Here is a 15,147-nt window from a genome sequence, read left to right on the forward strand (position 1 = left end):
CCGGCTGGTACCGGCCAGCGGGTGGTGCGGGAGGTCAGCGGCGGTTGCGCAGCGCGGCGTCGACCTGCGGGTCGCCGAGGGCGCCCAGCCAGTCGAGCAGCGCGGGGTAGGTCGACGGGTTGGCGGCGACCTGCGGACGCAGGTGCGGCGACTCCTGCACGATCTTCGCCAGGTCGGCCAGCGGGGTGGCCGGGTCGAGCGCCTGGGCGGGGCTCCACCGGCCCACGACCGGCGGCAGCACCGCGGTGTGCCCCTGCTCCGCGGCGTGGCCCTGCTCCACGGCGTGGCCCTGGTGCGCGGCGGCCGGCTGCCCGCCGGTCACCGGCCGGACCTGGGCCGTCTGCTGCCCGGAGACGGGACGCTGCACGGGCGCCGCCGTCTGCTGCCCGGACACCGGTCGCTGCACGGGGGCCACCGGCGTGGCTCCCGAACGGATCGGCGGCATCGCGGCGGTCTGGTCCATCGACGAGCCGACGGGCGGGCCCGCCGCCGGCAGGTCCTCGACGGTGCGCATGGCGGAGAGGGGCACCTCGCCCGACTCGGGCTCGGCCGCCCGCTCGGGCTCGACGGCCCGCACGGGAACCGCCCCCCGCTGGGCCGCCGCGGCACCCGCGACGGTCCGCACGGCGCCCGTCGAGCTGACCCGGCGCGGCTCCGCCGGGCGGCGCAGCTCGGGCGCGGGCCGCACGGGCTGCTCCGGGAGCGTGGCGGGCGGCGCCTTGTCGCCCTTGGGGCGCTGGGGTGCCCACACGTAGGCCTGGCTGCGGTCGACGTCGGTGTCGCCACCGATGCCGACGGTCTGGAAGTGCTCGCGCACCGCCTGGGGGACCATCAGGGCGGAGGCAGCGACGACGGGCAGGCCGAGGGCCATCAGCAGGTCGCCGAGGTTCACGCCGAGGCTGGCGCCGGACGTCGCGATGACCACGACGAGCCCGAGGACCCCCGCGACGCATGCGGCGCCCACGGCGGGGACGTGCCCCGTGCCCGGGTCGCGCTGCAGCGAGCGGCGTGCGAACCAGGCGATGCCCGCCACGACGACGCCGAGCACGAGCCGTACGACCAGCGGCACACCGGCGCCGGACCCGATGAAGCCGGGGTCGATGAGCTGGACGAGCGCGGCGAGGGCACTGCACACCGCGAGAAGCCCCATCACGTCGAAAGCCCGGACGGCCACCCGTACCCAGACGCCCGCCGCACGTTCGGTGCTGGCGTCGGCCTCGGCCTCCGGGTCGCGGCGCACGGCGGGCGCGCCCGCGATGGCCGCGGCGAGCGGCAGGAGCACCAGCCCGAACCGGCTCGGGTCGGTGACGCCGGGGCGCATGGACTCCAGCCCGGCCAGCGAGTCGCCCGAGGTGAAGATGAAGAGCAGCGCGAGCACCATGCCCGCCGCGACCAGCACGAGCCGCGAGGGGCGGTCGTGCCGCACCGTGCCGCCCACCAGGAGCCACGCGAGGCCGACGATCAGCACGAGCCACACGGGCGCCAGCAGCCGGTCGCCCAGGGTCGCGTCGGCGGCGAACACGGCGAGCGCCGCCGTGGTGAGGGCACCGGCCACGATCAGCACGCCGACGCCGGCGAGCCCGAGGCGCCAGCCGCGCACCACCCGGCCGTCCTGCTCGATGGGGCCGAGCTCGCTGTCGCGCGGGGTCGCGGCGAGTGCCGCGCCCGCCAGCGCGAGGCCGAGGCCGGTGCCCACCCCAGCGCCGCCCTGGACGTCGAAGATCAGGTGCAGCAGGCCGATCACGGCCAGCGGCAGCCCGGCGAGCAGGCGGGTGCGGCGCGTGGTGTGCACGGTCCAGGTCGCGGGCAGCACGGCGAACCGCGCGAAGTAGGGCAGGCTCAGCGAGGCGAGCGACAGCGCGACGGCCAGGACCACCTCGACGCGGTCGGCCGCGCGGTCCTCGAGGTTCCAGGGCAGCGCGAGCGAGACGAGCAGGGCGAGCGCGGCGATGGCGTCCCGCACGTAGTCGGCCACCGCGATGTTCGCGAAGGGTCTTGCAGCGTCGGAGCTGTCGGGCTCCGGCTCGGACGTGATCTCGGGCGAGATCGTGGCGACGTACGCGTGGTCGAGGCTCTCGGTGGGTGCGCCGTTCGCGTCCTGCGCACCGTCTGCCGAAGTTCTCTCGTCACGCTCAGAAGCGTGCTGGTCCATCATCCGTTCACTCCTCGATAACGCCGCTGGTCGAGACTGGGGAAGTGTGGCTGGCGGCGCGGGGTCCCCGACGTTTGTACCCGGTGGGAACGGACCCTGTCAGGCCAAACCGCGGCGAGTCCGGTCACACCTGCATTTCTGCGCACGTCCATCACATTCGACGTGGGTGGTACACCATCGTCGGCACCTGCCGACAGCACGTCGAGGTCACAGGAGAACGCTGTGGAAGACTCAGCTGCCGCACCGGCATCCCGCACCTGCGACGTCTGGCTCGTTCCGGTCGGACGCCGGGAAGCCTGGACGCGCCTGCTGACCGTACCGGATCGCGAGCATCTCGTGGGCCTCTCCGATGTGGCCACGAGGGTGCACCTGACGTCACGGGCCGCTCAGCGGCTGATCCTGTCGCGCTATCTCGGGGTGCCCCCGGACGAGGTGGTGGTGGAGCGGTCGTGCGAGCGCTGCGGGGACCCGCACCACGGGCGCCCCTACGTGCCGGGGGCGGCCCTGGACTACTCGGTCTCGCACACGCGGGCCTGGGTGCTGGTCGCGGTGGTGGGCGACGGCCGGGTGGGTGCGAACCTCGACGCCCGTCCCGCGGAGGGCGACCTGGACGATCTCGCCGCCGCCGCGCTGACACCGGCGGAGCGGCGCACGTGGCGCCGGGTCCCGGCGCGCGACCGGGCCGACGCCCTGCTCGCGTACTGGACGCGCAAGGAGGCGACGGCCAAGCTGACCGGGCACGGCCTGACGATCCCGCTCAGCGACCTGGACGTGACGGGGCCGCGCCCGACCCTGTTGTCGCGCGACCCGTCGGTCCGGCTCCCGTACCCCCGGCCGTACCTGACGCACGTACCGGCGCCGGCGGGTCACAGCGCGGCGCTGGCGACGACCACGCACGTCGACCAGGTGCGGCACCTGCGCCTCCCGGACGCGCAGCCCGACGCCCCGGCGGCGCCGGTGACCGTACGGCCGCAGCCGCGGGACCGGGTCAGATCCCTAGCTGGTAGGCACCCCAGTAGGCCAGGGTGACCAGGAGCGCCGTCGCACCGAGCACGGTGCACCAGAACCCGGTCGAGACGACGGCGGCGGCCCTGCCACCGGCCTCGGCCCCGGGTGGGTGCGCGACCCGTCCGCGCAGGTCACGGACCCGGCTCAGCAGCAGCGCCGCCGCGACGACGGCGGCGATGCCGAGCAGCCGCACGCCGATCCAGCCGCCCTGGACCACCACCGCGTCCTTCTCGTAGTCGAGGGCGAGGCGCGCCACGGCGGCGAGGTAGGCCACGAGCCCGACGGTCGTCGCGGCGGCGCCGACCCCCAGCCCCGTCAGCGGCGCGCGCAGCCCGGGGGCCAGGCGTGCGCCCGTGTGGCCGGGACGGCGTCGGGCGAGGTGGCCAGCCAGCGCGGCCCCGCCCACGAGCAGCGGGCCCACGACGAGCAGCCCGCCGGCGGCGACGACCACCCCGACCAGCCAGTCGCCGTCGCCGTACCACTGCGGCTGCGGCACCGGGGAGGCCCGGTAGAGCTGCTCGGGCTGGGCACCGGCGACCCGTGGCGGTGCGGACGCCGTCGCGGGCAGGCCGAGCACCCAGCCGGCGACGTCGGCCGCGAAGTCGGGGTGCAGCACCAGCCCGCCGGGCGTCTCCACGTTGATGCCGTGGTTCGCGCGGTCGTAGAAGCGCACGGTCACCTCGTCGGCGCTGACCAGGAGCTCGCGCGTGCCCTGCTCGAGCGGCATCGAGGCGTCGTCGGTGCCGTAGACGGCGAGGATCGGCGCGGTCTGCTCCTTGAGCCACGGCCGCACGTCGAAGTCCGCGTACTCGAACCCGCCGCCGGGGAGCTTCATGCCCACCGCGCGCGGGATCGCGCGGAAGACGCCGGCGGGCACGTCCGTGTTCCGCAGGTAGTTGTCGACGGCGTACGCGGCCTGCTGCCGGGGCGGGACCACCGGGGCCGAGACCAGGACCTGGAAGGCGAGCCCCGGGTCGTCCACCATCATCACGGGCGAGACCCAGGCACCCTCCGACTCCGCGTACAGGCCGACGGCGGCCGGGTCCACGCCGGGGACCTCGCGCAGGTAGCCGACGGAGTAGGCGTAGTCGAGCGCCATGGCCTCGTAGTCGCGGTGCCGGGTGGAGTAGTTGTCCAGGCGCTTGTCCGGCACCAGGGTGGTGATCCCCGCGCTGGCCAGGGCGGTCGCGGCGAGCGTGAAGGCGTCGACGGCCTTGCCGGTGCCCGCGCCGTGGACGAACACGATGCCGGGGCGGCCCTCCGCGTCGTCCTGCCCGTCGGTGCCGACGGGCTCGCGGAGCAGCCCGCCCACCTCGATGCCGTCGGCGAGCGGGATGGTGACGGCGGACTCGCGCACCTCGTAGTCGCCGGGCTCGCCGGCGGCGGCGGAGGCGCCACCGATCGCCGTGGACGCGGCGGCGGGCACCAGGTGGTCGGTGACGGGTTCGGGCTCCCAGTCCGGTCCGGCGACGGCGCCCGTGAGGGCGAGCGCGACGAGGATCGCGGCGGAGGTGGCGACGGTCCGGAAGAACACCTTCGGATGTTACGCCTGACGGTGCGGCGGCTCGATCCGGGTCAGCGGTTCGCGCCGTGCCGGCCGGCGCCGTGCGCGAAGCGGTCCGCGCCCTCGTAGGCCTCGGCGGCGAGCGAGACCTCGCCGTGCCGCCACTCCGCGGCCAGGGCGTCGGCCTCCTCCAGCCCCCACTGGTCCAGCACCGACGCCCGGTCCTCGCGCAGGCACACCTGCGGGAACGCCGCGAGCGACGCGGCCAGGGCGACCGCCGCCGGCACCGCCTGCCCCGCTGGCACCACCCGGTTGGCCAGACCCATCCGCAGCGCCTCCTGCGCGTCGACCGCCCGGCCCGTGAGGATCAGGTCCATCGCGTGCGACTGGCCGATCAGCCGGGGCAGCCGGACCGTCCCGCCGTCGATCAGGGGGACGCCCCAGCGGCGGCAGAAGACGCCGAACACGGCCGTCTCGTCCGCGACCCGCAGGTCGGCCCACACCACGAGCTCCAGGCCGCCCGCCACCGCGTGCCCGGACACGGCGGCGATCACGGGCTTGCTCAGCCGCAGCCGGGTGGGTCCCATGGGCCCGTCGCCGTCCGACGCCGCCCGGTTGGCGTCCGGCGTGCTCAGCGCCTTGAGGTCCGCGCCGGAGCAGAACGTGCCGCCGGTCCCGTACAGCACCGCGGCGGTAGAGGTCTCGTCGGCGTCGAAGGCCCGGAACGCGTCGGCGAGCGCCGCGGCCGTGGGACCGTCGACGGCGTTGCGTCGTTCGGGCCGGTCGATGCCGATCAGGGTGACCGTGCCCTCCCGGGTGGTCAGGACGCTCACGACCGGCCCTCCCACAGGGGTTCGCGCAGCGCGCGCCGCAGCACCTTGCCGACGGGTGAGAGCGGCACCGAGTCGACCACGTGCACGGTCCTGGGCACCTTGTAGCCGGCCAGGCGGTCGCGGACCGCCGCCCGCAGCGCGGCCTCGTCCACCGCGGCGCCGGGCGCCGGCACGACGAACGCGGTGACCGCCTCGACCCAGGTGTCGTCGGGGGCGCCGACCACCACGGCCTGGGCCACCGAGGGCTGGGCGAGCAGCGCGTCCTCGACCTCGCGCGGATACACGTTGTAGCCGCCGGTGATGATCATGTCGCTGCGCCGGTCCACGAGGTAGAGGTAGCCGCGCTCGTCCACGCGGGCCATGTCGCGGGTGCGCACCCAGTCGTCGCCGGCGAACATCTCGGCGTTCAGCTCGGGTGCCGCGTGGTAGCCGGACATCGTGAACGGGGCGCGCACCCGGATCTCGCCGATCTCGCCGGGCGCCACGGCTACGCCGTCGTCGTCGGTGACCAGCAGGTCGGCGTCCAGGGCTGGCTGGCCGCACGAGCCGAGCAGCGACGGGTCGCGGTGGTCCTCGGCGTCGAGCACGGTGAGGCACAGGGGCGCCTCGGTCTGACCGTAGTACTGCGCGAACCGTGGGCCCCACACGTCCATCGCCTGCTCGATCACGGGGCGGGGCATGGGGCTGGCGCCGTAGATCGCCGTGCGCAGCGAGGACACGTCGGCGCGCTGGGCCGCGCCGGTGCTCAGCAGCATGCCGAGCATGGTGGGCACCAGGTTGATCTCGGTGGCCCGGTACCGGGCCACCGCGTCGACGTAGCCCTGCGGGTCGAACCCGGGGAGCACCACCGACTCGCCGCCGCGCAGCCAGTACGGCAGCACGAACGTGCCGCTCGCGTGGATCAGGCTGGCCGCGTGCAGCATCACCGAGTCCCGCGCGGGGCTGACGAGGTTGGTCAGGATGTTGGCGACGATCGCCGCGTAGCTCGCCTGCGTGTGCTCGACGGCCTTGAGGGTGCCCGTGGTGCCGGAGGTGTACAGCAGCAGGATCGGGTCGCCGGGCCGGGCCGGGAGGTTCGGGTCGGTGGCCGGGACGTCCTGCATCGCGACCAGCAGGTCGGTACCGCCGACGGCGCCCGGCACGCCGAGGCCGAGCGTCCCGACGTCGTGCACCGTGGCGAGCTCGCCCGCCCGCTCGGCCAGGGCGGCGTCGTGCACCAGGAGCAGCACGCCGGTCTCGTCGAGCATGCGGCCCTGCTCCACGGCAGACAGCCGGGCGTTCAGCGGCACCCGGGTGACGCCCGCCTTGAGGCAGGCGAAGTCCATGGCGATGGACCACAGACCGTTGCCGAGCAGCAGCGCCACCCGGGAGCCGGGCTCGGCGCCGTGGGCGCGCAGCACCCGCGCCATGGCGTTGGCCGCCTCGTTCACCTGCGTGTACGTGAGCGACTCGTCGCCGGAGCGGACCGCGGTGCGTGGCCCGAACCGGGCAGCGCCGCGGCGGACAAGGTCAACGGTGAGCATGCTTTCCTCCACGGGCAGGTTATCCGGTTTGTACGGTTCGTGACCGTACTACCGGGTCGCACCAGGGGGAAGAGCGTGCGGCCTGGCTCACACCTGAGCCGGTGACCGCGTCAGTAGATCTCCGTGCCCGAGGACCGCGCCCGCTCGTAGCGGACCGGCAGTGCCTGCGGGTGCCGCACCCACGGCGAAGGGACCCAGGACAGGTCGTGGTCCTCGACCGCGAGCTCCAGGTCCAGCTCGGTCAGCAGCCGGTTGATGGCGACGCGCGCGACGATCCGGGCCTGCCGCGACGCCGGGCAGCGGTGCGGCCCGACGCCCCAGGCGAGGTGCGCCCGGTTGCCGACCTCGTCCCACATGTCCCCGGTGTGCACCAGGGGGTCCTGGTTCGCAGCGGCCACGGCCATGACCAGGGCGTCACCCTTGCGGATCAGCTTTCCGTCCAGCTCCAGGTCCTGCATGGCGTACCGGGGCAGCGGCGGGTTCGCGGCAGGTGCCTCACGCCACAGCACCTCGTCCAGGGCGTCGTCGAGCGCGATCCGTCCGCCGGCCCAGCGGGCCGCGAACCGCTGGTCCGTGAGCAGGAGCCGCAGGGTCAGCGCGATCCACGCGGTGAGGAACTCGCTGGCCGCGATGAGCGGCACCGACATGGAGTCGGCGACCTCACGGTCGTCGTGGAAGCTGCTGTGCCGCACGAACGCGGAGGTCAGGTCGGTCGCGCCGGTCTCCCGGCGGGCCTGGACGTGCCGCATCAGGTTGCGCCCCATCCGGTCGCGTGCCTCGGCCGCCTCGGCCGTGTGGTCCATGATGTGCGCCGAGTCCACCATCATCTGGTCGGCGGTCCGCCGGTCGAACCCGAACAGGGCCGTGACCGCGAGGAAGCCGACCTTCTTGGACCAGTCCGCGACGAGGTCCGCCTCGCCGCTGGGGCCGAGCTCGTCGACCAGCCGCCTGCTGACCTCCTCGACCTGGGCCACCACGGTCTTCTCCGACAGCGCGGCGAGCCCGTCGTCCAGCGGCTCCCTGAGCCTGCGGCGCTTCTCCCCGTCGTGGTGGTAGGAGGAGCTGCGCGGCTCCCGCGGCGAGATGCCGAGCAGCGCCGAACGGTCGGACAGCAGCCCGTCGTAGTGCCAGCGCCAGTTGCGCGGGTCCCGGGAGAACGCCGACTCGTTCCGCGCGATCTCGCAGATCTCGGCATGCCCCATCACCAGCCACGCCGGCACGCCCGGCTCCATGTCCACGGGCGCCACGACGCCCCATCTCCCCCGCAGCACGTCGTAGATCTCCTGCGAGTCCGCACCGCCGGTCGTCGCCGACAGGGGGGTGAGCCCACTCAGGCTCGTGAGCTCGACGGGCGCCGTCCTGGCAGCCACTCTCTCCATGTCGCCCATCTCAGCACAGTGTCCGGATTGCCCGTAATCGTGGCTGAGATATGCGGCCTGCGGTTCGGGCTAGAACCCCAGCCTGCGCAGCTGCTTCGGGTCGCGCTGCCAGTCCTTGGCGACCTTGACGTGCAGGTCGAGGTAGATCCGCTGGCCCAGCAGCTTCTCGATGCCCTGGCGCGCCTCGGTGCCGACGGACCGCAGGCGGGAGCCGCCCCGCCCGATGATGATCGCCTTCTGGGAGTCACGCTCCACGAACAGGTTGACGCGCACGTCCAGGAGCGCCGGCTTGCCCTTCTCCGGGTTGGCGGACCCCTCGCGCTCGACGATCTCCTCGACGACCACCGCGAGCGAGTGCGGCAGCTCGTCCCGCACGCCCTCGAGGGCCGCCTCGCGCACGAGCTCCGCGACCATGACGGCCTCCGGCTCGTCCGTCAGCTCGCCGTCCGGGTACAGGTCGGGCCCCTCGGGCAGGTGCGAGACGAGCACGGCCTCGAGCTCCTCGACCTGGTAGCCGTCCTTCGCGGACACCGGCACGATGTCGCTCCACTCGCGGTCCACGGACCGCGCCAGCTGGTCGACGGCGACGAGGTGCTCCATGAGCTCGGCTCGCGGCACCAGGTCGGCCTTGGTGACGACGGCGACCACCGGCCTGCCCTTGCGCCCCGTCATCAGCTCGGCCAGCTGGGCCGCGATGTACCGGTCGCCCGGGCCCACCTTCTGGTCGGCGGGCAGGCAGAACGCGATGACGTCGACCTCGGACAGCGTGTCGCGCACGAGGTCGTTGAGCCGCTCGCCCAGCAGGGTCCGTGGGCGGTGCAGGCCGGGGGTGTCGACGAGCACGAGCTGGGCGTCCTCGCGGTGCACGATCCCGCGGATGGTGTGCCGCGTGGTCTGCGGCCGTGCCGACATGATCGCGACCTTCTGCCCCACCAGCGCGTTCGTCAGGGTGGACTTGCCGGCATTGGGGCGGCCCACCAGACAGGCGAAGCCGCTCCGGTGCTCGGCGGTCTGATGCTCGGCGGTCTGATGCGCTGCGGGCTGGTCGCTCACGAGGTCACTTCCTTCTGGTCACGCTTCTGATCACGGTGGTCGTGCTGTTCCGAGCCACCGTTGCTGTCATCCGGCTCCGCGGCCGGCTCCGTGCGGTGCACGAGGATCGTCGAGATCTGCTTGCGCCGCCCCTCGACCCGTTCCGCCTCCAGGTGCACGCCGCCGACCTCGACGGACGAGCCGGCGAGCGGCACCTTGCCCAGCGCCTTGGCGAGCAGACCACCGGCGGTGTCCACGTCGTCGTCGTCCAGGCGCAGGTCGAACAGGTCGCCGAGCTCGTCCACCGGGAGGCGGGCGGGCACCCGGAGCACGCCGTCGCCCAGGTCCTCCACCTCCTGGACGGGCACGGTGTCGTGCTCGTCGGTGAGCTCACCGACCACCTCCTCGAGGAGGTCCTCGATGGTCACCAGACCTGCCACGCCACCGTACTCGTCCACGACGAGCGCGATGTGGCTGGCCGAGGCCTGCATCTCCCGCAGCAGGTCGTCGATCGGCTTCGACTCCGGCACGAAGACGGCGTCCCGCGCCACATCGGAGGCCGGGCGCTGCGAGGGCTCCCGGACGCCGGGACCGCCGTCGCCCACCGGCCAGTGCACCGCGGCCACCACGTCCTTGAGGTAGGCGACGCCGACGACGTCGTCCACCGACTCCCCGATCACGGGCACCCGCGAGAAGCCGGAACGCAGCAGGAGCCGCAGCACCCGGTCGAGCGACGTGTCGGCGGCGACCGTCACCATGTCGGTGCGCGGCACCATGACCTCGCGGGTGATGGTGCCGCCCAGCTCGATCACCGAGCGGATGAGTTCGCGGTCCGACTCCTCGAACGCGCTGCTCTCCCCCACCCGGTCGGCGATGTCGCGCAGCTCGGCCTCCGTGGGCGGCGACGGGTCGTAGCGCGGCACCGAGAACCTGGTCAGCCACGCGACGGCGCGCGAGACGCCGGTCAGCGGGCCCACCAGGGCGAGCAGCACCGCCACCGGATGGCGAAAGCCGAGCGCGCGCGGCGAGGCGCGCACGAAGATGACGCCGATGACGACGCCCACCACCAGCGCGATGAGCATCACCGGCAGCTCGTTGGGCACGCCCTCGCCCGGGATCGCCTGCTGCACCAGCAGGGTCCCCGCCGCGATGGCCACGACCTCGGACATGACGCGCACGAGCGCGAAGGAGGCGACGATCGCCGTCGGGTCCACGACGAGCGCCTGGGCGCGCCGGATCCGGGCGGCACGCCCCGGGTCCGGCGACTGCCCCAGCTCGGCCTCGGCGAGCGCCTCCGTCAGTGACGCGCGGGTGACGCGCAGGAGCGCGGCCTCACCGGCCGAGAGCATGCCCGCCAGCGAGAGACCGACCAGCATCACGAGGGTCAGGAGCAGGACGATCACGTCGGTCACCGAGTGGCGAGGAAGGTCAGGAGGAGCTTGCGCTGGAGCGCGAACATCTCCTTCTCCTCCTCCGGCTCGGCGTGGTCGTAGCCGAGCAGGTGCAGGATGCCGTGCGTCGTCAGGAGCAGGAGCTCCTCCGTCGTGGAGTGGCCGGCGGCCTTGGCCTGCGTGACGGCGACCTCCGGGCACAGCACGATGTCGCCGAGCGTCCCGGCCGGGGTGACGTCGCCGTCACGCCCCGGCCGCAGCTCGTCCATCGGGAACGAGAGGACGTCGGTGGGCCCCGGCTCGTCCATCCACTGCACGTGCAGGTCGGACATGACGGTGGTGTCGACGAAGATGATCGACAGCTCCGACTGCGGGTGCACCCGCATGGCGTCCAGGACGAACCGGCCGAGCGCGGCGAACTCCGCCTCGTCGACCTCGAACCCGGACTCGTTGTTGACCTCGATGCTCACCGGCGCTGCCTCTTGCTCCCCTGGTTACCGCCCTGACGGTGGTCCTGCGGCTGGCGGCCCGGGCGACGGTCGTCGGTGAGCACGTCCCAGCGCGCGTACGCGTCGATGATGTCGCTCACCAGGCGGTGCCGCACCACGTCGGAGGACGTGAGGCGGCAGAACTCGACGTCGTCGACCCCCAGCAGGATGTCCTCGACCACGCGCAGGCCCGACGTGGTGCCGCCGGGCAGGTCGACCTGCGTGGCGTCACCCGTGATGACCATCTTGGAGCCGAAGCCGAGGCGGGTCAGGAACATCTTCATCTGCTCGGTCGAGGTGTTCTGCGCCTCGTCCAAAACGATGAAGGAGTCGTTGAGGCTTCTGCCCCGCATGTACGCCAGGGGCGCCACCTCGATGGTGCCGGCCTCGATCAGCTTGGGCACCTGCTCGGGGTCGACCATGTCGTGCAGCGCGTCGTACAGCGGGCGCAGGTACGGGTCGATCTTCTCGGACAGCGAGCCGGGCAGGAATCCGAGCCGCTCCCCCGCCTCGACGGCGGGGCGCGTCAGGATGATCCGGTTGATCTGCTTGGCCTGCAGCGCCTGGACGGCCTTGGCCATGGCGAGGTAGGTCTTGCCGGTACCGGCCGGGCCGATGCCGAACGTGATGGTGTTCGTGTCGATCGCGTCGACGTAGGCCTTCTGCCCGACCGTCTTGGGCCGGATCGTGCGCCCACGGCTGGACAGGATGTTGAACGTGAGGACCTCGGCCGGGCGCGACGCCGACGCGGCGCTCAGCATCGCGACCGAACGCTTCACGACCTCGGGGGTGAGCTGGGTGCCCGCCTCGACGACCTCGATCAGCTCGTCGAGCAGCTGGGTGACCAGGGCCACGTCGCCCGCAGGTCCGTTGACGGCTATCTCGTTGCCACGAGCATGGACGTCGACGCCGGGGAAGCCCTCCTCGACAGCCCGCAGCACCGAGTCCCGGCTCCCGAGGAGCGCGACCGTCGGGATGTGGGCCGGAACAACGATCTTGTGCTCGATCCGGGTCTGGGACTGTGTGCTGGGCGAAGTTGTCATGAGCCGGCCCCGCGGGGCCGATCCGCTCCTTATGCGGTAGGGATGCTGCGGGTAGGGAGAACGACGCCCTCATCCTATCGACCCGCCCGGGTACCGCCACGGTCTTTCCGCGTCAGGCGAAGCCGGGCAGCTCGCCGCCCGCGAGCAGGTGCGCGTGGACGTGGAACACGGTCTGCCCCGCCTTGGGCCCCGTGTTGAAGATCAGGCGGTGCTGGCCGTCCCCGAGCTCGCTCGCGACGCCGTCCGCTAGCCCGATCACGGCCGCAAGGCCCTCCGGGTCCGACGCGGCGAACGCGGGCACGTCGGGGTAGTGCTCCTTCGGCACCACGAGCACGTGGACCGGAGCCTTGGGCGCGATGTCCCGGAACGCGATCGCGGAGTCCGACGACGCCACGACCTCCGCGGGGATGTCCCCCGCCACGATCTTGCAGAAGAGGCAGTCGGGGCTGTCGGTGCTCGTCATGCTCCGCAGGCTACCGGGCAGGCCCGAGGAACGGCCTCCGGGAGCGGGCGGGACGGCCCGGCCGGGGCGACGGCACGATTTTCCGTACCGTTACATGGCTCGTAATGCCTGGGTGAATGGGATGTGGGAGAGTTTGCCGCGTTCGATGGAGATTGGGGTACTGCGACACCATTTCGTCGGTGTCCGCCCCGCAGCTCCCGTCGTCGCCCGCACACCACACACTGCAGTAGTCACCTGGAGGTTCGCGTGGGTTGGTTCATCACCCAATCGCTCGCATTCATCATCATCGCGGCCCTGATCGGCCTCGCGATCGGCATCTGGATCGGCTGGCTCGTCTGGGGCCGCCGCGCCAAGGGCAAGCACACGGCGGAGAAGGCTGAGGTAGCCGCGCGCACCGACGCCGCATCGGGGTCGGGGTCGCCGTCGGCCGCTGCCGGAACTGAGGCCGCTGCCCCGGCAGAGACCGCCTCGGTGGACGCCGAGCCGGACGCGGACGCCGGTAGCGCGACCGATGCCGACGCGGACACCGCTGATGCCCCCGACGAGACCGACGAGACCGACGGGGCCGACGGGGCCGACGGGGCCGACGTCGTCGCCGAGGCGGAGGCGGTCGCACGCCGTGCCGCCGAGAAGGATGCCGCCGAGGAGGACGCCGCCGAGCCCGCCGAGACCCCCGACGACCTGCGCCGGATCGAGGGCATCGGCCCCAAGATCGCCGCCGCCCTGGTCGCGGCGGGCTACCCGACCTACGCCAGGATCGCCGCCGCCACCGAGGCCGAGCTGCGCGAGGCGGTCGCGGGCCAGGGCATCAGGTTCGCGCCGTCGGCCGCGAGCTGGGCCGACCAGGCGCAGTACCTCGTCGACAACGACGCGGACGGCCTCCAGGAGTACCAGGACTACCTCGTCGGCGGGCAGGAGCGGCGCGGCAAGTTCACGGAGAACGTCGACTACACCGACGTCGACGAGATCGAGGGCGCGGAGGCAAGGGCGGCCGCGATCGCGGCGGACGAGGCCGCCGCGGCCGAGGCCCAGGCCCAGGCCGAGCCGGAGCCCGAACCCGAGCCCCAGGACCTGCGTCGCATCGAGGGCATCGGCCCCAAGATCGATGCCACGCTCAAGGCCGCCGGCTACACCACGTACGCCAAGGTGGCCGCGGCGTCCGAGACCGAGCTGCGCGAGGCGCTCGCCACGGGCGGCATCAAGTTCGCTCCCGCGGCCGCGAGCTGGGCCGACCAGGCGCAGTACCTCGCGGACGGTGACGAGGACGGCCTGCAGGAGTACCAGGACTACCTGGTCGGCGGGCAGGACCGCGCCGCGAAGTTCCGGAAGGACGTCGACTACACCGACGTCGACGAGATCGAGGACGCCGACGCCAGGGCGGCCGCCCTCACCGCGGACGAGGCCAGGACGGCGAGCGACGGTGACACCGAGGCCGCGGGGTCCGAGGCGAAGGCATGAGGCTGAGGACGGTGCTCCCTCCGGTGATCGTCGCGGTCCTCGGTCTGGGCGCGCTCTCGGGCGTCCAGGACACGGGGTTCCGCGAGCGGATCGAGTCGGACCTGACGGAGCGGGCGCAGGGGGCTCTCTCCGCGGCCCGGCTCTACGGGGCGGACGTCACCGTCACGGGTCGCGACGCCGACGTGACCGCCCCGACCGCCATCGAGGCGATCGAGGCCGCCGCCGTCGTGAGCGACGTGGAGGGCATGCGCACGGCGGAGGCGTTCGGGCCGGACGGCCCGGTGTCGGCCGGCGAGCGGGAGAGCTCGCTGTCGCAGGGCTCCGCCGCGGAGACGGCAGGCCTCGGGGCCACCGACGTCGCGTCCGCCGAGGCGACGCCGTCGCCCGAGCCGACGCTGTCGCCCGAGCCGATCGAACCGTCGTCGGACGGCGACGAGCCCCGGCGCGCCCCGACGCGGGCGGAGCGGGAGGAGGCCCAGGAGGACCTGGTCGAGATCCCGAACATCACGTTCGTCACGGACAGCGCGCGGCTGACCAAGGACGGGCGCCGCGTCGTGCGTAAGGCCGCCGAGGTGCTCGAGGAGCACCCGGAGGTCGAGGTCCGCATCGAGGGGCACACCGACTCGCGCGGCTCCGAGAAGCACAACCGGCGGCTGAGCGAGCGCCGGGCCGACGAGGTGGTCGACCGGCTCGTCGAGCTGGGCGTCGACAGCGACCGGCTGACGTCGAAGGGCTTCGGCGAGGAGGAGCCGCTCGTCGTCCCGAGGACCTTCGCGGACCTGGAGAAGAACCGCCGCGTGGAATTCATCGTCCAGAACTAACGAAACCGCCCCCGCCGAGGTAGTCATCTGGCGAGGTAGTCAGGCAGCGAGG

Annotated in this window: 13 protein-coding genes; 3 read left to right on the forward strand and 10 right to left on the reverse strand. The window is 73.3% G+C overall.

What is annotated here, in order from left to right; genetic code table 11:
• Positions 1-34: 34 nt before the first annotated feature.
• Positions 35-2,152 (reverse strand): DUF7937 domain-containing protein, encoded by a 2,118-nt coding sequence (locus tag ACYVK7_RS05730; RefSeq protein ID WP_460886719.1) that lies wholly within the window; start codon positions 2,150-2,152, stop codon positions 35-37.
• 222 nt (positions 2,153-2,374) lie between these two features.
• Between ACYVK7_RS05730 and ACYVK7_RS05735 the strand changes: the two genes are divergently transcribed.
• The gene (locus ACYVK7_RS05735; RefSeq protein WP_460886720.1) at positions 2,375-3,181 is read left to right on the forward strand and encodes a 4'-phosphopantetheinyl transferase family protein; all 807 of its coding nucleotides are present in this window, start codon (positions 2,375-2,377) and stop codon (positions 3,179-3,181) included.
• Here ACYVK7_RS05735 and ACYVK7_RS05740 read toward each other — a convergent pair.
• The 9 genes from ACYVK7_RS05740 to ACYVK7_RS05780 form a co-directional block, all read right to left on the reverse strand.
• Positions 3,141-4,694 carry an alpha/beta hydrolase family protein gene (locus ACYVK7_RS05740; RefSeq protein ID WP_460886721.1) on the reverse strand — a complete coding sequence of 518 codons (1,554 nt, stop codon included), beginning with the start codon at positions 4,692-4,694 and terminating at the stop codon, positions 3,141-3,143. The genes ACYVK7_RS05735 and ACYVK7_RS05740 overlap by 41 nt on opposite strands.
• A gap of 41 nt (positions 4,695-4,735) precedes the next feature.
• Entirely contained in the window at positions 4,736-5,497 is a 762-nt protein-coding gene (locus ACYVK7_RS05745) for a crotonase/enoyl-CoA hydratase family protein (protein ID WP_460886722.1), read from the reverse strand.
• Positions 5,494-7,020, reverse strand: a complete 1,527-nt coding sequence (locus ACYVK7_RS05750; protein WP_460886723.1) for a class I adenylate-forming enzyme family protein — start codon at positions 7,018-7,020, stop codon at positions 5,494-5,496. Before ACYVK7_RS05750 ends, ACYVK7_RS05745 begins: the two co-directional genes overlap by 4 nt.
• Positions 7,021-7,130: 110 nt before the next feature.
• A complete protein-coding gene (locus tag ACYVK7_RS05755) occupies positions 7,131-8,399 on the reverse strand; it encodes a cytochrome P450 family protein (protein WP_460886724.1) in 1,269 nt (422 codons plus the stop codon).
• A 69-nt stretch (positions 8,400-8,468) separates the two neighbouring features.
• Positions 8,469-9,452, reverse strand: a complete 984-nt coding sequence (gene era / locus ACYVK7_RS05760) for a GTPase Era (protein WP_460886725.1) — start codon at positions 9,450-9,452, stop codon at positions 8,469-8,471.
• Positions 9,449-10,843, reverse strand: a complete 1,395-nt coding sequence (locus ACYVK7_RS05765; RefSeq protein ID WP_460886726.1) for a hemolysin family protein — start codon at positions 10,841-10,843, stop codon at positions 9,449-9,451. The genes era and ACYVK7_RS05765 overlap by 4 nt, the downstream gene beginning before the upstream one ends.
• On the reverse strand, positions 10,840-11,292 hold the full coding sequence (gene ybeY, locus ACYVK7_RS05770) for an rRNA maturation RNase YbeY (protein ID WP_377180514.1): 453 nt from the start codon (positions 11,290-11,292) through the stop codon (positions 10,840-10,842). Before ybeY ends, ACYVK7_RS05765 begins: the two co-directional genes overlap by 4 nt.
• Positions 11,289-12,353: a PhoH family protein gene (locus ACYVK7_RS05775; protein WP_460886727.1), complete on the reverse strand. Its 1,065-nt coding sequence runs from the start codon at positions 12,351-12,353 to the stop codon at positions 11,289-11,291. Before ACYVK7_RS05775 ends, ybeY begins: the two co-directional genes overlap by 4 nt.
• A gap of 112 nt (positions 12,354-12,465) precedes the next feature.
• Positions 12,466-12,816: a histidine triad nucleotide-binding protein gene (locus tag ACYVK7_RS05780; protein WP_460886728.1), complete on the reverse strand. Its 351-nt coding sequence runs from the start codon at positions 12,814-12,816 to the stop codon at positions 12,466-12,468.
• A 246-nt stretch (positions 12,817-13,062) separates the two neighbouring features.
• On the opposite strand from ACYVK7_RS05780, the gene ACYVK7_RS05785 reads away from it, so the two are divergent.
• A complete protein-coding gene (locus ACYVK7_RS05785; RefSeq protein ID WP_460886729.1) occupies positions 13,063-14,274 on the forward strand; it encodes a helix-hairpin-helix domain-containing protein in 1,212 nt (403 codons plus the stop codon).
• The gene (locus ACYVK7_RS05790; protein ID WP_460886730.1) at positions 14,271-15,095 is read left to right on the forward strand and encodes an OmpA family protein; all 825 of its coding nucleotides are present in this window, start codon (positions 14,271-14,273) and stop codon (positions 15,093-15,095) included. The genes ACYVK7_RS05785 and ACYVK7_RS05790 overlap by 4 nt, the downstream gene beginning before the upstream one ends.
• Positions 15,096-15,147 lie beyond the last annotated feature (52 nt).

Source organism: Promicromonospora xylanilytica, from assembly GCF_054782895.1.